This window comes from Lysinibacillus sp. FSL P4-0201, from assembly GCF_038593425.1.
Classification (GTDB): Bacteria; Bacillota; Bacilli; order Bacillales_A; family Planococcaceae; genus Lysinibacillus; species Lysinibacillus capsici.
On the sequence record NZ_CP151995.1, the window covers coordinates 1,587,477 to 1,611,101 of the forward strand.

Annotated in this window: 20 protein-coding genes, 1 pseudogene and 2 riboswitches; of the genes and pseudogenes, 16 read left to right on the forward strand and 5 right to left on the reverse strand. The window is 36.9% G+C overall.

The annotated features are described in order from the left end of the window. Nucleotides 1-87 precede the first annotated feature (87 nt). The 7 genes from preA to MKY76_RS07800 all read left to right on the forward strand — a co-directional run bounded on the left by preA (nt 88) and on the right by MKY76_RS07800 (nt 8,642). Nucleotides 88-1,350, forward strand: a complete 1,263-nt coding sequence (gene preA / locus MKY76_RS07770; RefSeq protein ID WP_048389894.1) for an NAD-dependent dihydropyrimidine dehydrogenase subunit PreA — start codon at nt 88-90, stop codon at nt 1,348-1,350. A 124-nt stretch (nt 1,351-1,474) separates the two neighbouring features. Continuing rightward, nucleotides 1,475-2,989, forward strand: a complete 1,515-nt coding sequence (locus MKY76_RS07775; protein ID WP_257961405.1) for an NCS1 family transporter — start codon at nt 1,475-1,477, stop codon at nt 2,987-2,989. Between the two features lie 45 nt (nt 2,990-3,034). Then, nucleotides 3,035-3,244 carry a hypothetical protein gene (locus tag MKY76_RS07780; protein ID WP_016995612.1) on the forward strand — a complete coding sequence of 70 codons (210 nt, stop codon included), beginning with the start codon at nt 3,035-3,037 and terminating at the stop codon, nt 3,242-3,244. A gap of 256 nt (nt 3,245-3,500) precedes the next feature. Continuing rightward, on the forward strand, nt 3,501-4,874 hold the full coding sequence (locus MKY76_RS07785; RefSeq protein ID WP_054550730.1) for an amino acid permease: 1,374 nt from the start codon (nt 3,501-3,503) through the stop codon (nt 4,872-4,874). Between the two features lie 153 nt (nt 4,875-5,027). Continuing rightward, on the forward strand, nt 5,028-6,422 hold the full coding sequence (locus MKY76_RS07790) for a spore germination protein (protein ID WP_054550731.1): 1,395 nt from the start codon (nt 5,028-5,030) through the stop codon (nt 6,420-6,422). 28 nt (nt 6,423-6,450) lie between these two features. After that, nucleotides 6,451-7,533, forward strand: coding sequence for a GerAB/ArcD/ProY family transporter (locus MKY76_RS07795; protein WP_342546172.1), 1,083 nt, complete (start codon nt 6,451-6,453; stop codon nt 7,531-7,533). Beyond that, nucleotides 7,530-8,642: a Ger(x)C family spore germination protein gene (locus MKY76_RS07800; protein WP_342557620.1), complete on the forward strand. Its 1,113-nt coding sequence runs from the start codon at nt 7,530-7,532 to the stop codon at nt 8,640-8,642. Before MKY76_RS07795 ends, MKY76_RS07800 begins: the two co-directional genes overlap by 4 nt. Before the next feature lie 36 nt (nt 8,643-8,678). Here the strand turns inward: MKY76_RS07800 and pgeF are convergent, their stop codons facing one another. After that, a complete protein-coding gene (gene pgeF / locus MKY76_RS07805) occupies nt 8,679-9,443 on the reverse strand; it encodes a peptidoglycan editing factor PgeF (protein ID WP_048389906.1) in 765 nt (254 codons plus the stop codon). Between the two features lie 157 nt (nt 9,444-9,600). Here pgeF and MKY76_RS07810 point away from each other — a divergent pair, with 157 nt between their 5' ends. From MKY76_RS07810 to MKY76_RS07825, 4 genes are all read left to right on the forward strand, one after another. Then, on the forward strand, nt 9,601-10,230 hold the full coding sequence (locus tag MKY76_RS07810) for a hypothetical protein (RefSeq protein WP_016995451.1): 630 nt from the start codon (nt 9,601-9,603) through the stop codon (nt 10,228-10,230). A 231-nt stretch (nt 10,231-10,461) separates the two neighbouring features. Next, nucleotides 10,462-11,070 (forward strand): CAP domain-containing protein, encoded by a 609-nt coding sequence (locus MKY76_RS07815; RefSeq protein ID WP_112117691.1) that lies wholly within the window; start codon nt 10,462-10,464, stop codon nt 11,068-11,070. Nucleotides 11,071-11,373: 303 nt separating this feature from the next. Then, on the forward strand, nt 11,374-12,354 hold the full coding sequence (locus tag MKY76_RS07820) for a VanW family protein (protein WP_054550736.1): 981 nt from the start codon (nt 11,374-11,376) through the stop codon (nt 12,352-12,354). A 97-nt stretch (nt 12,355-12,451) separates the two neighbouring features. Beyond that, nucleotides 12,452-13,276 (forward strand): methyl-accepting chemotaxis protein, encoded by an 825-nt coding sequence (locus MKY76_RS07825; RefSeq protein WP_342557621.1) that lies wholly within the window; start codon nt 12,452-12,454, stop codon nt 13,274-13,276. A 46-nt stretch (nt 13,277-13,322) separates the two neighbouring features. Here the strand turns inward: MKY76_RS07825 and MKY76_RS07830 are convergent, their stop codons facing one another. The 4 genes from MKY76_RS07830 to MKY76_RS07845 form a co-directional block, all read right to left on the reverse strand. Then, nucleotides 13,323-13,940 carry an HAD-IA family hydrolase gene (locus MKY76_RS07830; RefSeq protein WP_048389915.1) on the reverse strand — a complete coding sequence of 206 codons (618 nt, stop codon included), beginning with the start codon at nt 13,938-13,940 and terminating at the stop codon, nt 13,323-13,325. 208 nt (nt 13,941-14,148) lie between these two features. After that, a complete protein-coding gene (locus MKY76_RS07835; protein WP_342557622.1) occupies nt 14,149-15,534 on the reverse strand; it encodes a DHA2 family efflux MFS transporter permease subunit in 1,386 nt (461 codons plus the stop codon). Between the two features lie 365 nt (nt 15,535-15,899). Continuing rightward, nucleotides 15,900-16,676 (reverse strand): YibE/F family protein, encoded by a 777-nt coding sequence (locus tag MKY76_RS07840; RefSeq protein WP_342557623.1) that lies wholly within the window; start codon nt 16,674-16,676, stop codon nt 15,900-15,902. Next, nucleotides 16,673-17,797, reverse strand: coding sequence for a YibE/F family protein (locus MKY76_RS07845; RefSeq protein WP_066037650.1), 1,125 nt, complete (start codon nt 17,795-17,797; stop codon nt 16,673-16,675). Before MKY76_RS07845 ends, MKY76_RS07840 begins: the two co-directional genes overlap by 4 nt. A gap of 220 nt (nt 17,798-18,017) precedes the next feature. Further along, a riboswitch (FMN riboswitch) is annotated at nt 18,018-18,143 on the forward strand. Nucleotides 18,144-18,259: 116 nt separating this feature from the next. Then, nucleotides 18,260-18,385: riboswitch (FMN riboswitch) on the forward strand. 199 nt (nt 18,386-18,584) lie between these two features. On the opposite strand from MKY76_RS07845, the gene ribE (MKY76_RS07850) reads away from it, so the two are divergent. The 5 genes and pseudogenes from ribE (MKY76_RS07850) to MKY76_RS07870 all read left to right on the forward strand — a co-directional run bounded on the left by ribE (MKY76_RS07850) (nt 18,585) and on the right by MKY76_RS07870 (nt 23,582). Beyond that, nucleotides 18,585-19,223, forward strand: coding sequence for a riboflavin synthase (ribE, locus tag MKY76_RS07850; RefSeq protein WP_066037651.1), 639 nt, complete (start codon nt 18,585-18,587; stop codon nt 19,221-19,223). Between the two features lie 24 nt (nt 19,224-19,247). Beyond that, nucleotides 19,248-19,874: pseudogene (gene ribB, locus MKY76_RS07855) on the forward strand (3,4-dihydroxy-2-butanone-4-phosphate synthase); the annotation flags it as partial. A gap of 18 nt (nt 19,875-19,892) precedes the next feature. Then, nucleotides 19,893-20,375: a 6,7-dimethyl-8-ribityllumazine synthase gene (ribE, locus tag MKY76_RS07860; protein WP_048389922.1), complete on the forward strand. Its 483-nt coding sequence runs from the start codon at nt 19,893-19,895 to the stop codon at nt 20,373-20,375. 138 nt (nt 20,376-20,513) lie between these two features. Then, complete coding sequence (locus tag MKY76_RS07865) at nt 20,514-21,953, forward strand: spore germination protein (RefSeq protein WP_342557624.1); 1,440 nt, start codon at nt 20,514-20,516, stop codon at nt 21,951-21,953. Nucleotides 21,954-22,274: 321 nt separating this feature from the next. After that, nucleotides 22,275-23,582, forward strand: coding sequence for a GHKL domain-containing protein (locus MKY76_RS07870; protein ID WP_103117740.1), 1,308 nt, complete (start codon nt 22,275-22,277; stop codon nt 23,580-23,582). The last annotated feature ends 43 nt before the right edge of the window (nt 23,583-23,625 follow it).

A 23,625-nucleotide genomic window follows, 5' to 3' on the forward strand; every position in this document is an offset into this window, starting at 1 on the left:
TTTTGAAATGGTGGTCATACAGCCTGTATCTGGCACTATGCTTTCAGTTGACAAAAGATTGTTAGTACGGATAGAGGGGGAACTTATATGGCAGACTTACGCATTAATTTAGCGGGCATCAAATCGCCGAATCCATTTTGGCTAGCATCTGCTCCACCAACGAATTCAGGCTATCAAGTCCAACGTGCATTTGAAGCGGGCTGGGGTGGCGCAGTTTGGAAAACGTTAGGAGAACCGATTTTAAATGTGTCTTCCCGTTTTGCAGCAGTTAGCTATAATGGCCAACGTGTGGCAGGCTTTAACAATATTGAATTAATTACGGATCGACCATTAGAAGTGAATTTACAAGAAATTTATGAGACGAAAAAGAAATTTCCTAATCACGCAATTATTGCCTCGTTAATGGTGGAACCAAAGCAAGAAAAATGGCATGAAATTGTGAAACGAGTAGAAGATGTGGGGGTTGATGGTCTTGAGCTTAACTTTGGTTGTCCACATGGGATGGCAGAACGAGGCATGGGTTCTGCCTCTGGTCAAGTCCCTGAATTGGTGGAAAAACAAACGTACTGGGTAAAGGAAGCGGCGCGTACACCTGTTATTGTTAAACTAACGCCCAACATTACGGATATTACCGTGACGGCGGAAGCGGCAACACGAGGTGGAGCAGATGCTGTGAGTATGATTAATACGATTAACAGTTTAGCTGGTGTTGATTTAGATTCTTGGAATACAGTACCACATGTGGCTGGAAAAGGAGCTCATGGGGGCTATTGTGGTCCAGCAGTTAAACCAATTGCACTGAACATGGTTGCAGAATGTGCTCGTAATCCATTAGTCAATGTACCGATTTCGGGCATTGGGGGGATCTCCAATTGGCAAGATGCAGCGGAATTTATTTTAATGGGTGCGACAGGCGTACAGGTATGTACAGCAGCAATGCATCATGGCTTTAGTATTGTGGAGGATATGATTGATGGGCTGAATAACTACTTAGATGATAAAGGTCTAGCTTCAGTCATGGATTTAGTTGGTCGCTCTGTACAAAGGTATTCAAACTGGGGTGATTTAGATTTAAATTATAAAATTGTCGCAGAAATTAATAATGATGTTTGTATTAATTGCAATAAGTGTCATATTGCTTGCGAGGATACATCCCATCAATGTATTGACCTTTATACGGAGGATGGTCGCCCAATGCTAAAGGTTCGTGAGGAAGACTGCGTAGGCTGTAATTTATGCTCAATTGTTTGTCCTGTCGATGGAGCCATTTCAATGGTTGAACGCCCATCTACAATTCCGCCAATGACATGGAATGAACGCCAATCACTTCTTAGCAGTCTATCAAAATAAAGGACCGTTGTTCATTTTTGAATAAAGATTAAAATCGAAATTCCACCTTCCTTCAGCATTTTGGGTGAAGGAAGGCACTTCAAGTAGGTTGTCACGGAAATTAGAAAAAAAGGAGAGAAACATTATGGAACGTGAAGGGAATTATTTAAAATCCCCAGATTTACTTCCAGTGACACATCAACAAAGAAATATTGGAACATTTGGTTTTGCGGTGATTTGGATAGGAATGGCAATTGTATTAGCAGCTTTTGCCATTGGTGGTTCGGCTATCATGAATTTATCCTTACCAATGGTGATTGTGGCAACATTGGTAGGTTCTTGTTTAATTGGCGTCTTTATGACGTTAATTGGTGACATCGGAATAGAGCATGGATTATCTTTCCCTGTTTATATGCGTGCACCATTTGGCACATTCGGTACTCATATACCTTCTCTTGTACGTGGTGTTACAGCTGCCTGTTGGTTTGGTTTGAATACGTATTTTGGTGCATTAGCGATAAACGGAATTTTAAATTTATTGTTTGGCTTTGATAATTGGTTTATCTGCTTCCTTGTGTTTGCAGCGCTTCAACTCTTTAATACATCTCTTGGTATTAAATCCATTGAGCGTTTTGCTGATTTAGCAGCCCCTGTCATTATTTTAATTTCTTGTTGGATGTATTACACATTGGCAGATAATGCAACATCTCAGGGAAAAAATATTTGGACGTGGGTGGAAACCCCAACAACAGGCTTCGCTGCTTTTACCGCCTTTATGGTAGTGGTGATGGCAAATATGGGCTTTTGGGCAACCTTAGCAGCAGATATGCCATCCTTGTCACGTTTCTTTAAAGCACCCAAAAATGAGCGTAATTGGTTCAAGCGTAATAAAACACAGCTTGTAGGCTCTTTAATTGTCATGCCCATTACAAACACATTCATTGTTACGATTGGTGCAGTTTGCTATATGGCAGTTGCCTCGGCAGACCCAATTAATGCCTTACAGCAAAGTGCAAGCGGCTTTATTCTTGGGATTCTATTGCTGATGATTGTATTAGCACAATGGTCGACAAATACCTCTGCCAACGTTGTACCAGCAGCTACTATTTTCTCTAATATCGGTGGACCGAAAGTGCCATTCTGGGTAGGGGTAGTTATTGCAGGGATTATTGGTATTCTTGCACAGCCTTGGAGTCTATTTGATGTCATGGTCAATGTCCTATTAATCATTGGCGGTATTTTAACAGCGATTGTAGGTATTTTATTTGCTGATTACTACCTGATTCGTAAACGGCGCGTACATGTAAAAGAGCTTTATGAATTAGATGGGCAATTTAAATATTATAAAGGCTTTAATATGGCTGGGTTAATCGCCTGGGTAATCGGTGGTGCAGTTGCCAATATATTTTCAACTTACTCTTCTTTAGTAGGGTTCGCTGTAGGCGCGATTGTATATTATGTATTAGCGAAGTATTGGTGGTTTAAAAAGTATCCTCAAGCTGAGCTAGATGATCCAAGTGATGCCAAATATTTAGGTATTACTGTCGGACATAATTTAGACGAAATATTTGGCCAACCAGCAGCTCCAGCGGCGCTCCCAGATGAAGATGAACTGGTGGAGCAACCAGATCCTCTGTTAGAGATGAAGGGTGCCGAGTAAGTGAGACAACATCAAGACATTTTCAAAAGAAGGTGAGGTGATGGCATGTCTGAATTCCAACAAAGCACAGAGGAAATTCAAAAAGTAGATCATTATTTAGATAGTGGCTTTAAAATCAAATATGTCTACGAGAATTTAAGTGGGATGTTTGTAGAATTTGCACGTCAAGAAGAAGTGACTTTGCTACAAATTCTAACAGCAGATGCACGTAAATACTTCTCTGCAAAATTACAGGAACAAACTTTATTACAATAACGAAGTAAACTCTATTCCTTTCGTCTTGAACGGAATAGAGTTTTTTGAATTTTCTGATTTAAATTATGTTGAAGTAACATCATATTTCGTATAAACATCAATTAAATCGTCGTTATTACCTATTTTTTGTTATTCTATTAAAATAGCAATATTTTTTGTTTTTCCTAAAAATACATTTGTCTTTTTTAGAAAAATTGATTATTATTTTAAAGTAAAAACATCGTAGAAAGAACAACAGGAAAAGAGGCGTTATGGAGTGGCCAATAAGGAATTGAAAAGAGGATTAGAAGCACGTCATATTCAAATGATTGCACTTGGCGGTACGATTGGTGTTGGGCTATTTATGGGCTCAGCAAGTGCTATTCAATGGACAGGACCTTCTGTACTCCTTGCCTATGGTATTGCAGGTATTTTTATTTTTTTCATTATGAGGGCAATGGGTGAGATGCTTTATATGGAGCCAAGTACAGGCTCTTTTGCCACATTTGGCTATAAATATATTCATCCTTTAGCAGGGTATTTAACAGCGTGGAGTAACTGGTTCCAATGGGTTATTGTTGGGATGTCTGAAATTATAGCAGTAGGAACGTATATGCAATATTGGTATCCAGAATTACCAGCTTGGATACCTGGTCTAATTGCAATGGTGATTTTGGGTGTGGCAAACTTCATTTCTGTCAAATCGTTTGGAGAATTTGAATTCTGGTTTGCGATGATTAAAATTGTTACGATTATTTTAATGATTATTGCAGGGGTCGGACTCATCTTCTTTGGCTTTGGCAATGATGGAATAGCAATCGGCTTATCCAATCTTTGGAGTCACGGTGGCTTCTTTACAGGTGGCTGGACAGGATTTTTCTTTGCCTTATCTTTAGTCGTTGCTGCCTATCAAGGGGTGGAGCTCATTGGGATTACAGCAGGAGAAGCAAAAAATCCTCAACAAACGATTACGAATGCCATCCAAAGCATTATTTGGCGTATTTTAATTTTCTATATCGGTGCAATCTTTGTCATTGTTACAGTGTATCCTTGGGATGAGCTTGGCACAATTGGTAGTCCTTTCGTTGCGACATTTGCTAAGGTAGGTATCACAGCTGCCGCAGGTATTATTAATTTCGTCGTCATCACAGCTGCAATGTCAGGGTGTAACAGTGGAATCTATAGTGCTGGACGTATGTTATATACACTTGCTATGAATGGACAAGCACCAAAATTTTTCGCAAAGCTTTCTAGTAATGGTGTGCCTTTATTTGGAACAGCGGGCGTATTAGTTGGCTTAGTCGTTGGTGTTATTTTAAGTTATATTGCCCCTGAAAACTTATTTGTTTATGTGTATAGTGCAAGTGTTTTACCAGGGATGATTCCATGGTTTATCATTTTAATAAGTCAAATTCGTTTTAGAAAAGTAAAGGAAGCGCAGCTAGCAAAGCATCCTTTTAAAATGCCGTTCGCACCGATTACAAACTATGTAACAATTATCTTTTTAATCATGGTACTAGTCGGCATGTGGTTCAATGATGATACACGCGTGTCATTAATAGTGGGCATTATTTTCTTGATTCTTGTAACCATTAGCTACTACGTATTTGGTATTGGTAAAAACCGATACAGCAAAGATTCTATAGAATAACCTTTAAGGATGTATCTCTAATTGGGATGCATCCTTTTTGTATGGCTATTTTTGCTAGCACAATTTTTACATAATTAAATGATAAAAAGGCAAACTACTAAAAAATGAATGATATGGACTGGTATTTATCGGAACAAAAGGGGTGGAGCAAAAATGAACGAGATACCCGAGCAGATTGTCACTAAATTAAAGCAGGAGATTAACGAAGTCGATGACGTAAAACTCAAAATGATCGCTACAGAAGAAGGGGATGTGACGGTCATTTATTTCTCCTCACTCATCGAAAAAATGACCTTACAAACCATGGTGACGATTCCACTAGCTAATAATTTGAAACAAATTCATCAAATGGCTCAATATGTGGACCCGAAAGATGTGAAAGGTGTCGTTAAAAAATTGAATGCTGGGCAAACCCTTCTTTTTTTTCACGAAACCAACGCCCTATTAAGTATCGATACGTATAGTGCGCCTACAAGGGCCATTACGGATACGGAAACAGAGTCGACTGTAATTGGTCCACAGGATGCATTTACAGAATCACTGGAAACGAATATATCGTTAGTGAGAAGACGGATTCAAAGCTCCATGCTAAAAAATGAAAACCGAATTGTTGGATCAGAAGCCAATATTAAAATATCGATTATGTATATGGATAATATCGTGAGCCATGAAAATTTAGATGATTTAAGAAACCGTATTGACCAGGTAGATTATCCGTTATTTACGGATATATCCGTGTTGAAGCAATTAATTGAGGATAATCCATTATCGCCCTTTCCTCAATATTACATGACAGTCCGTCCAGATAGTATTTGCCGTTATCTTCTGGATGGTAGAATCGTCGTTTTTATGGATAATAGTCAACTAGCCATTGTCTGTCCCACTTCTTTTTTTGAAATGTTCGTGTCGATTGAGGATTACTACAACCGTTGGACAACAGCATCTTTATTAAGGATGCTGCGCTTTTTTGGTTTTTTCTTAACGATCATGATTACACCAATGTATATATCAGCCTTAACCTTTCATCCAGAAATTTTGCCATACGAATTATTACTAAATCTTCAAGAATCAAGAAGTAAGGTACCATTTCCACCACTGATTGAGGTATTATTTATCGAGCTTATAATTGAAGTCTTACGAGAAGCGGGCTCTCGAATGCCTGCCAAAGTCGGACAAACCATTGGTATCGTAGGAGGTATTGTAATTGGTACAGCGGCCGTAGAAGCTGGATTACTAAGTAATATACTCATTGTGTTAGTCGCTACCTCAGCACTACTTTCCTTCTTACCGCCTATTTTCTTAATGAGTAATACTAGCCGATTTATTCGTTATATTTTTATCTTATCAGCAGGTTTATTTGGCTTGTTTGGACAGATGCTCGCCTTTGCGTGGTTAATCCACCATTTATTAAGTCTCAAATCTTTAGGAACGCATTATATGACACCTGCTATTCCAAGAAAGCCAAGCGATTTATTGGATAGTGTCATCCGATTTCCAACTAAATATATAAGAAGTAAGACCGGTATTTCAAAAGTACAGAAAAAATAGTGTCAGAATGAGAATGAGGTGGTTAACTTTGAATACAACAAAAGGAAAGGTGTTAAATCGTTATCATGTCATCTTCTTAGCGCAAAGTATTATGATTGGTACCGGTATCCTTTCGCTCCCTCAGAAATTAAGTCCTATGGGCTACACACAATCATTTATGCCTCTTCTCTTTGGTGTGATTGCTAGCCTGACACTATTTGCGATGGTATGGCTTTGTTCGAAGTTTCCCAATGATGATTTATTTCGAATGAATGAAATATTATTGGGAAAATGGCTCGGAAAGTTTATAAATCTACTCATCATTATTCAATTTATTGTTTTTAGTGCAGGGATTATTAGTAATTATATGCACTTAATTCAAAGTACAGCATTGCAGGAACAAACCATCACCATGCCTGTTCTTTGCTTTTTACTTCTACTTATTTATATTGTAAGTGGGGGTATTAAATCTATTGCACGATTTTGTATAATGACATTTTTTATTACCATTGGATTATTCTATTTTACGCGCTGGGCCATCGAAAAAGGTGATCCAAGTCATTTTTTGCCTCTATTTAATTTTACGCCTAAGGAATTTTATGAAGCGTTAAAGCAAGGATATTTTTCTATCCTTGGTTACGAATTAATTCTATTTTATTTTCCATATATCATCGATCAAAAAAAGGCATTTCGTCATTCCTTAATCGGTATTTGGATTAGTATATTTTTATGCTTTATCACAACAGCTATTAGCGTCATGTATTATTCAGAGTGGCAATTAAAAAATGTAGAGTTTTCAGTATTAAACCTATTTAAGGCAGGAGAATTTACCTTTATTGAGCGAATCGATATCATTGGCATTACGCTTTGGGTTTTTCTAATCTTATCCTCGATTACAGCCTATGTATGGTGTGCAAAAAGGGGTATGGATACCTTCCTTAAAAAGAAAAAGCAAAGTTATCAGTTGTATATCATCGCCTTGATCATTTTCTTTATTGTAAAAATGCCCTTTTCGCGTGAATTCCAAGAAAAATTATTTATGGCAAGTAACTATGTAGGCTATGTGCTGGTAAGCTGGCCAGTGTTTTTAATCCTGATATATGTTATTCGAAAAAAGCAGGTGCAGGTATGAAAAATAAACGTCTATGCATCATTTCTTTTTTGATTTTCGTTTTCCTTGCAGGCTGTTCTAAAAAAGAAATAAAAGTTCCTCTAGAGGATGTTGGGATGGTAGACTCGATGGCTTTTGACTATATCGATGAGAACCAGATGAGACTCACAGTAGCGATCCCCCAATATTCTCCAGACGCAGAAAAAGACACACAAACTTTTTCTATCACAACAGATTTAGTATCAAGCGGCATCGTGGAAATAGAAAAGCAATCCGATAAGAAAATAGTCTTCAATCAATTGCGAGTTGTCTTAGTAAACGAAGATTTTGCGCGGAAAGGGAATGTTCGAAAAATCGTTCAGCACTTATATCGCAATGCGGAAGTAGGTAATAAAGTATTGATAGCTGTTGTGAAGGATAATGCGGAAGCGATTTTAAAAGGTGATTATCCTGATAAGCCAAGTATTAATTTTTATTTGAACAATCTATTAGAGCCGAGTATCAATACTGCTTTTAATCCCAATACCAATATTCATGATTTTATGTACTCGATTACAAATCCTGTAGTGGATACAGTATTACCCTATGTTGAAAAACGAGGGGAGAAATTAGAGATTAAAGGCGTTGCCATATTTAAAGGGAATCAGATGCATGAATTAATTAAACCTGAGGAAGCACTAGTTATTCAAGCTTTAAGTGGACAGAAAAATCTTGCTCCTTTGCACCTTGATTTAAATGCAGGACATGGAGAAGAAAAGGTAATGATTGATTTAATCGAGAGCAGTGTGAAAAAAGAGAGTAATAAAAATATGGAATCACCCAAATTAACGATTTTCTTAAAAATAAAGGGTACTTTAAGCGAATATAAGGGAGAAAGAGAATCACATTTATTTACAGTTGAAAGCATTAGTGATTTGGAAAAAGATGTGAATAAACAGCTGGAACAGGATATTAGTGAATTTTTAGCGCGATTAAATAAAACAGAGGTAGATCCAGCTGGCTTAAGTGAAGAATTTAGAATGTATCATCATGGAAAATGGACATCGAAAAAAACAAGAGAGCTTATTAGAAAATTAGACGTGAAGGTCCGTGTAGAAACGTCCATTATTAGTACAGGTACTTTAAAATAACAGCAAAGACCCATTCGATAAGAAGGGTCTTTGCTGTTATTGTGTTTTTCGCATAATAAAGCTTAAATGTCTTCCAGCTTGTTTATCTTGACGATAAGAAAAGCCATCGGGACTAAGGAATGTACAGGTTTCATCAATTTGTATTTGATTCACTGGAATACCCGCAAGCTCACATTGCTTTTTGACTGTCTGCTGATTATCAATATGGTATTTTTTCGTTTCTGCATTGTAATACATAAATTCTTCGGCATAACCAAGACTGTGAAATTTTTCATATACATCTGCGTCTACCTCAAATTTCTGCTGACTCAGTGCCATACCGATTTGAACATGAAAGTCCTCAGGTCGACACTGTTCTTCATTCATAAGATGCTGAAACAGTTTGGGTGTTATTTCTTTGACTGTTCCTTGCCATCCCGAATGAATCACACCGACGAGTCCATTCACAGCATTATAAAAAATAACGGGCACGCAATCTGCTGTAAAACTACATAATAGTAAGTTAGGCTCAAGTGTATAAAGCGCGTCTGTATTCTTCACCGCTGTATCCATTTGCGCAGCTCCTCGTCCTTGATCGGCTAATGTGACTTTATGAAAGTTCGCACTATGTGTTTGCTCTGTACAAATAAAATTTTGTAAATCACAGTTCAATGTCGCAGCTAAATGCTGACGATTGTTAATGATAGCTTGAACATCATGGCAACTATGCAAAGCCATATTATTGTGTTCAATCTCCATCTCATCTTTTAAGGTCGTTCCTGCGATAAATTGCTCATTATCTATATACATTTTTATTTTCATTTAATCACCTCGTTTTACTATATAGGATCGCTTGTGGAATGTATAGGTTGCCGTTTTTTACTATTTAGCACTCCTTTACCCGTCTATCAAACTTTTAGACATAAAGAATCGATTTCCTCATATAGTAGAAGGAATGCTAGAGAGGGGGAGAGCGTGAATGTTGAGTGAACAAGACATATTATTAATTTGCCAAGTAGGAATGGGTCTTTTTTGGATTTTTACATATATACTTGTTATTTACAAAGGATGGCAAGATAAAACCTATGGCATGCCTATGGTCGCTATTTGTGCCAATATTTCATGGGAATTTATCTTTGCCTTTTTCTACCCACAAAATGACCTGCAACGCTATATTACGCTGATTTGGTTTGTATTGGATGTCTTTATTTTGATGCAATTTTTACGTTATGCTCCAAATGAATATCGAAAGATGCTATCAAAAAAGCTATTGTATTTCTCCTTTTTGATCACGTTAATCTTTAGCATGCTGATCATTTTAGGTATAGTCTATGAATTTCAAGATTTCGAAGGAAAGTACGTAGCATTCTTTCAAAATCTTATGATGTCAGGACTATTTATTGCTTTACTCTTGCAAAGAGGGAATTTAGCTGGTCAATCCATGGGGATAGCAGTTTGTAAGATGGTGGGTACATTATTTGCAGCGGTTGGATTTTATCTATACTTCCGCACACCTTTAATTACCATTATTTCTGTAGCAACGCTCTTTTATGATTGGCTCTATATTCTCTTAATTTATCGATTACAGCGTAAGCAATTAGCAAAATAGGATATTTTGTGCAGCAATTGATCACTGAATCTATTAGTAATGTATGCCAATTACAAACATATTGCAACTTGATGACAATTCCAATGGGAAAGAATAGCGAGAGAAAGGGCTTTAACTAAACATATGGCGAGCTTGTCATACAATTGTAAAAATCCTTCCAAATATTTTGTGATGATTATGGCTCAGAAACTATTTACGATAATGGTAGAGCAATTAGGAAGGGTGATTAACATGTTTAAAAAAATAAAAAAAGTAGCACTAGCTTCAGTAGTAGCAACTTCATTATTAGTACCAGTTGCGGCAATGGCCGCCGAATCCTATACAGTGACATCTGGCGATACGCTATGGAAAATAGCATTAAAAACAGAAACGGGTGTACAGGAATTAATTGATGCCAACCCACAACTCGCTAACCCAAATCAAATTTCTCCAGGTCAAAAAATTAACGTCCCTGTAAAAGAACAGGCAACAGTTGAACAAGAGGTTGTGAAACTTGTCAATGCAGAACGGGCAAAAGCAGGTCTTCCAGCATTGCAAGAAGATTGGGAGCTATCAAGGGTTGCTAAATATAAGTCGCAAGATATGCAGGATAAAAATTACTTTGACCACACAAGTCCAACGTATGGTACACCTTTTACCATGATGAAAAACTTCGGTATTACGTATAAATCTGCTGGTGAAAATATCGCGAAGGGCCAACGCTCCGCACAGGAAGTTGTAACGGCCTGGATGAACAGTGAAGGACACCGTGCCAATATCCTTAATAAAAGCTACACACATATTGGTGTAGGCTATGTACAGGAAGGTAATTACTGGACACAAATGTTTATTCAAAAATAAAAAAAGAAAGAGTATCTATTGGCTTTTGTGACAGCTAGTAGATGCTCTTTTTCGCGTTAAATTCTAAAGTATACCGTATTGGAAGCGTATATTACTTCTTCTAGAATTAACATCCCCCTAAATCATTAAAAGGTTAATTAAGTACAAGAATACACATCAAACTATCTTTAGATATGTCAGGCTAAGGATAATGTAGCGTGTTTTTGCTATCTTGACAAATAAAAATAACCAAAAAACAACACACTATGAGCAATAGACGAATAAGATGTCTCTGTAGTATGAAGATAGAGGTGGTGTTTATGGTTGAAAAAGAAGTGGTTAGCTACATGTTGCGTTATCTGTATGACGGGTCTCGTAGGTTGTGAAAAAACAGCAGTCCCTGATAACAAGCTAGAACAAGAAATTCAACAACGTGAGGAAATAAAGCAACCTGTTACATATGAACAAGAACAAATGATTGATCCTATTGTAGAGGTTGTTGATCCAACTACGAGTAAGGTACTTAAAACAATATCTCCAAAGGAATTTGGCTTCGATACGGACCCACAAGCCTATCAAAAGCATATCGAACAATTAGCAAGGGAATGGGCAAGAGGAACGGACACATCAAATGGCTATGATCAGCGTATGATGCTTGATCGATTGGATGAAAACGGGCAAGTGATCAAGGGGAAGCCGCAAATCATTTTAAAGGAAAGTGAGCTAGTGGAGCGTATTATCGAAGCTTCTGCGACTGGCGGTCAGGTAGAAATGCCGCTCTATATAACAGAAAGTGGCTATTATTTTGAGGATCTTCCTTTATTAGAGGAAGTAGTTGTTGCATCTTATACAACTTATTTCAATCGTGCTGATTTAGGAAGAAATAAAAATATTGAGCTCTCTGCTAGAGCCATTCATAATGTGATTGTAGGCAGTGGCGATTATTTTTCTTTTAATACAATTGTAGGTCCAAGAGATGAGGCAAATGGCTATCAACCCGCACCTGAAATTATTAATAAGAAGGTAGTCATGGGAATTGGTGGTGGAATCTGTCAAACTTCTTCAACCTTGTTTAATGCAGTAGACCAAATTCCCGTCAAATATGTTGAGCGCCATCATCATTCGTTAGATGTAGGATATGTCCCAAAAGGAAGAGATGCTACGGTTTCTTATGATACGTTAGATTTTAGGTTTCAAAACTCAAATGATGTACCATTTTTAATTAAGGCAAGTTATGGAGAGAATTCTCTAACAATTGAAATTCGAACGGCAGAAAAATATGTAGAATTATTGAAAAAACCATAATGTTGTAAGGAGACACCACTGGACGTTGGTGTCTTTTTTCGGATCGCATGATATAGTTAAATTGATACAATTCAGAAAATTTTAGGGGGAAAAGACAATGCATCCTAAACTACAAGCAACTATTGATTCGATTGATTTATACCAAGCAACTTACCCAGAGGATGCTTGTGTCATCGTGGCAGATACGGAAAAAGTGCTTGCCTACAAACCAGGAAAAAAGGTTGACTTAAAAGTTGGGGTTGGTGACCCAGTACATAAATATCGAGGTACAGCAACAGAAATAGCGTTAAGTTCAGGAAAATTTGTGAAAGAGGAGCGTAGCGCAGAAGGTTTTGGTATGGCCTATATCGCCTCTGCCCAGCCTATTTTTGAAGGAGGACGTATTATTGGCGTAGTAAGTGCCATTATTTCGAACGAAAAAATGGATAGTATGCGTCTATTGGCAACTGAGCTTTCGAGTGCTGTAGAAGAAATGACAGCTACAAATGAAGGATTAGCCACTGCCAGTAAGGATGTATCCAATCGTTTGGAAGAGCTATCTAATTTCGCGGAATCGATGACAGGCAATATTGAACAAATTAATGTGATTGTCCATTTAGTAAAAGATTTAGCTATGAAATCGAGAATTCTTGGTCTAAACGCATCGATAGAAGCAGCACGTTCAGGTGAGCATGGGCGTGGCTTTGCGGTGGTCGCTTCTGAAATACAAAAAATGTCCCAGAGTAGTACAGAAAGTGCTGATAGCATAACTGTGCAACTAGAAAATATTAAACAATCCATCGATCAGGTAAATGCATCAACAAATCAAATTGCTGCGTTTACACAGCAGTTTGCTGCGAGTATGCATGAATTAACAGATGCCTACAAAGGGGTTAATAGTACAGCAGAAAAGCTAATGCAAATTAGTGACATCAAAGGATAGGCATATAAAAAGGATAATAGACAAGTGCTATTATCCTTTTTCATGATTAAATGATCTCTAAAATTTCCTGTGGTGTTGAGACACTGTATTCAGGTTCGTCATTTTGCACGACTTCTTTGGCATCATAGCCCCATTCCACCCAAATAATTGGTATACCGGCTTTCTTACAAGCAACAATATCCCTTTGCTCGTCTCCAATGTATACGACGTTAGACGAGTCGACATTTGCTTCCTTTAAAAACTTTTTCATTACTTTGTCCTTACCAAAAATGCGGTTGGAGCAAAGTACATCTGCTACACAATGAATACCGTTCATTTTAAGAAATTCTAAAATATTCTCTTTAGAGTTTGAGGAAATAATCAGGATTTTATAGCCTCTTTTATCAATCTCTATTAATAGTTCCTTCATTCCTTCAAAAAGATGAACATCATTTAATGATTGACGATACAATTTATAAAATTGCGGTAAAATCATAGGCAACTTATACATTGGAAAGTCGAATAATTTACTGCGTTCTGAAATTGATAATTTTTTTAATGTATCAATTTCCTTTAATTCAATGCCTTTAAATTTATATTTTTGGGCTAAAGTATTCCATGCTGAGGCAAACACAGCAGTAGAATCTGCAAGCGTCCCATCAAAATCAAAGATAATATGCTTCATTGCAAACTTTCTCCTTTTTCATCTCGTTGTATTGACGTTCTATGCTAAAAAATGTTACATGGAATGGGCATCTAGTATTCTTGCAATAACAACCATTTTGAGCGTACGTAAACATCTTATGGTAAATATTATCAGAAAATACGGCGATTGCAATGAAAATGGTACAACAAAAGGAGGTGTCTCAAAAGTCCATTGAGACACCTCGACATTATTGTGTTTTTTTCAAAAAGAAGGAGAGTATGACATTGATTATTGCCAGAACAAAACTGATAGAAAAGACAAAGGCTGAACCTGAAGCTGCTGCTTCTTGCGTATTAGTTGTTATGTCACTTAGGAGGTGCTGTTGTTTTGCTGAGAACAACGACACCATCACAGCAATACCAATTGCACCAGAAACTTGCTGAGAGGTTTGTGTAATCGCAATGCCATCTGGAAAGTATTGTCTTGGTAAGGCATTCAGCGTATTTGTTTGAACAGAGGCTAATACCATTCCAACACCAAGCATCATGATAATATGCGTTACGACTAATAGCCAAGTAGCTGTTTCTGTACCAGATAAAGCATAAAGTCCATACCCGATTACAACAAGTATAGTGCCAGGCGTAATGACTGCACGAGGGCCATATTTATCGAAGAATTTACCGATTGTAGGGGCTAATATACAGTTTAATAGACTACCAGGAAGCAACATTAAACCTGTCCCAAAAGCCGATACGAAAAGGACCATTTGCATATACATAGGAAGCACTACCAGCATAGACAACATATTGAAGAAGTTAATCATATTCATAAGAAGACCTAACACGAACATGGGGTATTGAAACGCTGTCAAATTTAACATCGGATGTTGCATTTTCAATTGACGTAATACAAATAAACATAAGGCGATTACCCCTAGCAAAATGGTGCCTAGTACAGTAATATTTGACCAGCCTAAATCTCCGCCAGCACTGACACCATAAACGATGCCACCAAAGCTAATGGTAGATAAGAGAATGGACCAAAGATCAATAGCCAGCTGCTTTATTTCATTTACATTAGGAATAAAGATAAAGCCAAAAATAATAGAGAATAATAGGAAGGGGATGGTAACCCAGAATATCCAGTGCCAGGACAAACTATCTAAAATCATCCCAGCCAAGGTTGGACCGAAAGCGGGTCCAGCTAAAATAACGAGACCCATTACGCCCATAGCACTACCACGTTTATTAGCTGGGAAAATTGTGAAAATCACATTTTGCGTTAAAGGTAATATAATCGCAAGTCCTGCTGCTTGAATAATACGTGCTAAAAGTAGGACAGCAAAGACGGGTGCAACGGCGGCAAGTATAGTACCAATTATCGAAAAGAGTAAAGACGCCATAAACATTTGGCGAGTAGTAAACTTTTGCATTAAAATGCCTGTTACAGGTACTAAAATGCCTAATGTGAGAAAGTATCCTGTTGCAAGCCATTGGATGGTTGTAGCGTCCACATCGAAGAGCAGGCTTAGCTCTCCAAGTGCAATATTTAAAGCTGTCTCACTAAACAATCCTACAAAGCCAGCTACTAAGAGAGCAGCCATAATCGGACTTGTTTTTATTTCTTTATTCACAGTAAAAGCTCCTTTAATAAATGTTAGACGATCATAGGAGATTAAAATACAGAATATTTAGAAATTAATAGACGAATTTCTAGCAATCTTTTATTTTCTGCACAATAAAATGACCATGACGATGTTATCGTGATGTGGATTATCAGCGATCGTTTTTCCTATTAGCCAGTACACCTCCACGATACTGGCTTTTCTGATTTTTACTATAGCAAAAAAATTTTCTCGAATGTAAGTATTAATTCTAGCTTCATCTATACGATTTCACAATTTGGACAAACATTTTTGACATAGCATTCATTTTTTGAATGAATTAGAGGAGAAACGACGAGCACCTATCACAAATGCATGATAGGTACTGGTAATTTTTATAAAAGTTTTTCTGTTTTTTCGCGTGTTCGAATTAAATAAAAGGCATTGATGCAGGCGGCAATCGGAATAATCAATGCAATGCCGATTCCTGCACAAAAAATGGTTGTCATTTCGGCACTAAAAACCTTGGAGTTAACAATTTCCCCAATCGAATAGGAGAGGTCCTTGAACCAGATTAATAAGCTTAAATAGCCACCAAAGAAAGCAAAAAATAACGTATTAGTATCGGTTCCTAATATATCTCTTCCTATGCTTAAGCCAGCTGTAAATAATTTTTTTCTACTCATCGAAGGATTGCGATAAAAAATCTCATGCATAGAGGTAGCGATGGAAATGGCTACATCCATAATGGCACCAATCGTACTCATAATGATGACTGATGCACCAATCTGCACAAAATTAACACCAATGTAGAGAGAAAAGATGCTGATTTCTTCAGTTGATTCTTCGCCAAACCCTTGGATCATCGACTTTTCCGTTACAAAGGTAATAAAGAGTAGTAACATACCTATCGTCACCATCGTCGAGATAAAGGCTGTAATGGTTTTACTGTTTGTTTTATTGATATAGAAAAGACTAATACAGCTAATGACCGTACAGGCAATAAACGTCAAGATGATGGGGCAATTTTTAGGGTTTGTCATTAAAAAAATGGTGACAAAGAGCACACCAAAGTTTAGGAATAAAGAAAGAAATGAGCGTATCCCCTGTCTACCGCCGACAAGTACCATTAACACGAATAATATAACTGCTAATAAGACGACAACATTCATCCTTGAACCCTCTTTCGATTGATGAAAAATATAGCGGTATACTGACTGATAGGAATCGTAAGGACAACACCAATACCCCCTGCTAAGGCACGGGCTAATTCTAAAGAAAGATTTAAGGACAATGTAAGCCCTAATGTGGAAGAATTTTTTAAATAGAGAATAATCATAGGTATGGAGCCGCAAAGGTAGGCAAAGAATAAGATACTTGTAATGGTACCCATAATATCTTTACCGATTTCATGTCCCGAAGATTTCAGAGCCTTGACAGAGATTGTAGGATCTTGCTCGTATAAAGCAAAAATCGAGGAAGCCATTGTAATAGAAACATCCATTACTGCCCCAAGTGAGCCAATAAATAAACCTGCCATAAAGACGGTACGATAGGGACGTGTTAAAAATTGCATTTCTTCATAACGAAGACCATTTTCACCTGTCAACCACATTACAATAGAGCTTATGATAAGCGCTATAACAGTGCCTAAAAGTGTGGACACGATGGCTACATATGTTTTTGTATGCAATCCACTAATAAGTAGTAGCGAAATAATCGTAAATAGCAGGGCGCAAATGCCGCTGACTAATAACAGGCTTACGCCCCCATGCTTCACATAAAGATCTAATGCGAATGATAAAATCACAGCATTGACACTCAAACTAATGATAGAAAATAAGCCTTGTCTTTTACCTACAATAAGTAGGGCAAAAATAAAAATCCATGCAATCATTACCATGGTTTGATCTCGTTTTAAATCGAGAATGGTTCCTGTTAAAACAGATTGTGTTTTGCGATCATCTAGCGTGACAAAGATTTCATTGCCTACATGGTATTCTTGATCAAAAGCACCAGACGAAGAATAGTCATTCGTCAAATGAATGGATTGCCCCTTATGCTGACCATTTTTGATAATGGCCATAATCTCCTGTGTAAACAAAAAATCCTCATTTTCATACATATCTGTCATGGGTTCTGATGCTGTTACATCCACTTGCGTTATTTCCGCTATCGGTCGATCATAAAATTGTTCGTTATGATGTACGAAAACGATCGAAACCCCACAACAGAGTGCTAATAGGGCATAGAAAATAGCTTGTTTAAAAGGTATATTTTTAAAAAATGTCAAGTAAATGACCTCCAAACTGCTAGACTGAATAGTCACTTGTAAAGGAACGTTTTTTTGATTAAGAAGTTCCATAAACAGGTTAAATGTCATCATTTTAATAATATCTTTTACATTTTTCAAGTCGAGTCAGAGCTGTTTAAAATTTATGCTTCGAAAAAAATTTAAAAAGAAGGATGGATAATATAATAAAATAGTGTTATCGTAAGACTAGCTAAATAAAAATATTCTTCGGGGTAGGGTGAAATTCCCGATCGGCGGTGATGAAGCAATTCAAAGTCCGTGAGCGCAAGCTGATTTGGTGCAAATCCAAAACCGACAGTTACAGTCTGGATGGGAGAAGGGTAAAAATGCGAACTTTTTAAATTGATACTAATTTAGAAGGTTTATTTGACTATGCATTTATTACAAAACTTCCCAATCATCTTGTGGGAAGTTTTTTTATTTAGCTACAATCGAATAGAAGATGTTCTTCGGGGTAGGGTGAAATTCCCAATCGGCGGTGATGAAGCAATTCAAAGTCCGTGAGCGCAAGCTGATTTGGTGCAAATCCAAAACCGACAGTGATAGTCTGGATGGGAGAAGAACGAATGAGATGACGGTCTATGAAAAAATTGTTTTCAAATAGGCTTATTTGTTGATGTCTTATACTCCCAAAACCCCTTTGATGTAAAGGGGTTTTTATTTTTTATTGCTAACGAGAGAAGGGAGAAGGATAAGGCACAAAAACAGGTGGATCAACTTTAAAAGTAAAGGATAGAAGTGCTAATAAAGTAGAGTAGGTGATGGAATGTTTACAGGACTTGTAGAGGATATTGGTATCATAAAAGCCGTGCAAAGCGATCGGGACAGTATGGAAATTACGGTTCAATCAGCTAAGATAACGGAGGATGTCAAGCTTGGTGACAGTATAGCGGTCAATGGAGTTTGTTTAACAGTGACAAATTTCACACAACAGCAGCTTACGATGGATGTTATGCCTGAAACAGTCAAAGCAACAAATCTACAGCAGCTGGCAATAGGCGATTCTGTTAATTTGGAGCGTGCCATGCCTGCTAATGGACGATTTGGTGGCCATTTTGTTGCTGGTCATGTTGATGGAGTCGGCAAAATTTTGCGAAAACGTCCAGTAGCAAACGCCGTTTATATTGATATCGAAATGTCAGAGGAGCTAACCAACTTTTGTATTCCAAAGGGTTCCATAACAATTGATGGCACAAGCTTAACCCTTTTTCATGTTGAAGCCAATAGTGTCACAATTTCACTTATTCCTCATACTTACAAAGAAACCGTTTTAGGTATGAAGAGGGTTGGAGCAATCGTTAATATCGAAACCGATTTAGTTGGAAAATACATTATAGGGCAATTAAAAAAGGGGCAAACAACGCCAGCTATTACAAGAGATTATTTAGCACAACATGGTTTTTAAATCACAGAATAGGAGTTGATCATCGTGCTACATTCAATTGAAGAAGCCATAGAGGATTTAAGGCAGGGCAATATGATTGTGGTGGTTGATGATGAGGATCGAGAAAATGAAGGAGATCTTCTGGCACTCGCTGAATTCATCACACCAGCAACAATCAACTTTATGGCAACCAATGGTAGAGGTTTAATTTGTACGCCGATTTCGCAGCAGCTTGCACAAAAGCTAGATTTATATCCAATGGTTCAGCACAATACAGATAACCATCAAACCGCATTTACGGTAAGTATCGATCATGTAGAAACAACGACAGGGATTAGCGCCTTTGAGCGTGCGCTAACGATACAAAGAATGATAGAAAAGCAAGCTAAGCCAACTGATTTTCGTCGACCAGGCCATATTTTTCCGTTGATTGCGAAAGAGCAAGGCGTGCTGGAACGGAGAGGGCACACGGAGGCCACTATTGACCTAGCGAAGCTTTGTCATAGCGTACCTGCAGGTGTTATTTGCGAAATTATGGGTGATGATGGGCATATGCTTCGGTTTGAAGAACTAACAAATTACGCTGCACATCATGGCTTAAAAATGATCTCGATAGAAGCATTGGTTGCTTATCGTAAACAATTATCCACTAATAAAACTAAAATTTCTATGTAAAAAGGAGAAGGAACAATGGGTCAAACATTTGAAGCACAATTAATTGGAACGGATTTGAAAATTGCAGTAGTAGTGGGTCGTTTTAATGAGTTTATTACTAGCAAATTATTGGATGGGGCAATGGATGGTTTAACTCGTCATGGGGTTGATTCTGCATCTATTGATGTTGCATGGGTGCCAGGGGCTTTTGAAGTTCCTTTTATAGCAAAACAACTGGCAGAAACAAAGAAATATGATGCTATTATTGGTTTAGGTACTGTTATTCGTGGCTCTACAACACACTATGACTATGTTTGTAATGAATCAGCAAAAGGCATTGCCAATGTGTCATTGTCAACGAATGTACCTGTTATTTTTGGAATTGTTACTACTGAAAATATTGAACAGGCAATTGAACGTGCAGGAACAAAATCTGGTAATAAAGGCTATGATGCGGCAATGTCTGCAATTGAGATGGCAAATCTAAAGAAAATGATTGGATCAGGACAATTTGAATAGTCTTCACAACATTTGTTTCTTTGAATATTTTGAACAACCATGGGAAAAATATGCTTAAGTGTATTTATTGAAGGTGATTGTTTTCATAAATGTACTAATCTTGAGCTGGCTCAGTAGGAGATGAGAAGTATTTCATCAATGGAACAAATTAATTTGAAAATGTTGAAATCACTATTTCAACGCTCTGCTGATGTGATTTTCCAACAATATAATTTTCAGCAATATACAGTACATTTGATAACTTGTGATGCAATGGTCAATGAGCAAATACTTCAAACTGTGGTTGTTCAACGTGTTCAATCTTTGTTATGCAATGTCACTGAGGACATGCTAGAGGAAGAAATTGAACAGCATTTACACATTCCCTATTTACAAAAGATTTTATCGAAAGAGGATGCGATAACTAGGGTCTATAAAGGCCATGTTTTACTGTATTTTGAAGAAAATCAATTACTTTATTCTAGTGATATTTCAAAAAGACCCAATCGAGAGCCTGGGGAAACAACATTAGAACTAGTAGTAAAGGGACCTAGAGATGACTTTATTGAAGATGTTTTTATTAATATTGCTTTATTAAGAAAACGATTACCGACTAATTCTTTTAGTGTAGAGACATTAGAAATTGGTAAGCGTTCTAAAACAACCGTAGCCATACTATATATGGAAGACATTGTGAATTTAAATATGCTGGAACAAATTCGACTTCAATTACAAAAAATTGACACGGATATTGTTATCAATGGCGACTTATTAATGGAAAAAATTGAAAAGACAGCGACAATTCTTCCAAGACATGATTATACAGGAAGACCTGATTTTGCTATGCAGGCCTTAATTAGAGGAAGAATACTCTTAATGATTGATGGTGTGTCCTATGCCATAATTACACCTACAAATATTATGTTGCTCTTTAAATCGGCAGAGGATAATGAGTACCCACTCATTGTTAGCTCGATGGAACGATTACTCAGAATTGTCGGTATATTAATAAGTATGCTACTGCCAGGTTTTTGGCTTGCATTGACGACTTATCATCAAGAGCAGCTTCCGTTTCTTCTACTTGCTACGGTTGTAGAATCGAGGTCAGGATTGCCCTTTCCAACCATTCTAGAAATTTTAATGATGCTATTTATGTTTGAATTGTTTCGAGAGGCTAACTTGCGCCTTCCTAGTGCAATCAGTGGCTCAGTTAGTGTGGTAGGGGGACTAATTATTGGGGATGCAGCGATTAAAGCAGGTGTTACAAGCCCCTCAATGATAGTTGTGATTGCCATTTCTAGTATCGCTGCATTTACATTGGTCAATCAATCCTTTGTGACGGCTATGAGTATTTTTCGATTAATCATTATTATGGCTTCGGCGTTTTTTGGATTATTTGGTTTTTTTATATCCGTGTTTTTCATCCTTTTATACACTGCGAATATGAGAGTCTTGGGAGTGCCATACGTAAACTTTAGTGCCGATTTTGAAAAGGGCAATATACGTAAGTCCCTATTGCGACTATCTCCAAAGGGCTATAGTAAACGACCTACCTTTCTAAAGCCGCAAGATCAAACGCGGACTTCAAGAAAAAAATAAGCATATTGTGATGAGATCAGGTATTGTCGATACCTGATCTTTTTTTGATACCTTTGCTTTAGTGGTTTTTTCAATTTTCCATTTAAATAGGAAATGAGACATAAAAAGTTATTACTTTTCTTTTTAGTTTACTTTCTTGTCAAGGATTATTAAACTATTTGTTACAGTGTGTAATTTTGGGTATGAATAAAATAAAAATTGATTTTGTGTTTTAATTTATGTAGGATATACAAGCAATGTTTGCTTTACAAACAAAAAATAGAGTTAATTATAATATAATAATATTCTAGAATATTTATAGATGAGGAAGTACCGTTTTTTATGAAAAATAGAAAAATAAAACTAATATTAATTCTATCAACGATTTTATTATGTTTGTTTACAAGTTTAAACATCTTTACATCCTATGTAAAAATAAAAAAGACCGTTGAAGAGTCGATTGCCAATCAAAGCTTAGAGGCAGCCCATTCTATTGCTGCATCCATAGATACGGATGCCTATCAGCAATTTTTAAATAATCCACAGGAAAATGATTATTATTGGAAAGTAAGAAATTATTTAAACGATGCAAGGATAAAATTAGGTGCACTATTTGTTTACACCTTAAAGGTGGATAATCCTGAAGTATCTATAGCCATGATTACAGGGATGCCAAAAGAAATGAAAGAGGGCTTCGGTATTGGCGTGGTTTGTACTGTTCCTGCAAAGCATGTTGAAAAGGCCTATAATGGTGAAACCTATGTTACAGAGGTAATTCATGATTCTGAACATGGGTCTTATTTATCTGTTGGTGCACCCATCAAAGATGATAATGGAACAATTATCGGGTATTTAGGCATTGACATTAGTGCAGATACGCTAAATGGTATTAAGGGTAAAGTCATTGAAGACAACCTATTTAATTTTATTTTTAATGGTGTACTTATTTTAATTGTCATCGGTTCTTTTTTATTTTTACAAAGATGGTATCAAAAAGAGGTAGCGAAGGAAGTTGGTGCTACAGAGGACACATATCTAGCAGAAATCAAAACATTGATTACTTCGGTGTCGTCCCTACGTCATGATTTTACGAACCATATCCAAGTGTTACATGGTTTATTACAATTAGAAAAAACAGATCAGGCGAGACAATATTTATCCTCACTATCAAAAGAAGTTCAGGCGATCAAGTCATTAAAATTAAATATTGATCATCCAGGTTTGTCCATCTTATTGCAAACGAAGAAATTAACGGCTCAAAATCATCATATTGATATGGATTTTACGCTTTCTCAAAATGACTTTAATAAGATTAAAACGACAGATTTAATCAAGATTCTATCCAATTTAATTGATAATGCGATTGATGCTGCTGTTGAATTACCTGAGGAACAACGTAAGATTAAGATTTGCTGTACAGCAGATGAATCTCAGTATGAATTTAAAATTACCAATACTGGGCCAAATATTGCGAATCCCGATCACATATTCAAACAAGGATTTTCAACGAAAAAACATGAGAATGGTAGACTAAGAGGACAAGGTTTATTTATTGTCAAAGAAATTGTCACTAAATATAATGGTCATATTTCAATTGATTCATCAAAACATTTAGAAACGACTGCTATTGTCAGAATTCCAATAAAATAACAGAAAAAAGCTTCCTACAAAAAGTTGTGGGGAGCTTTTTTCT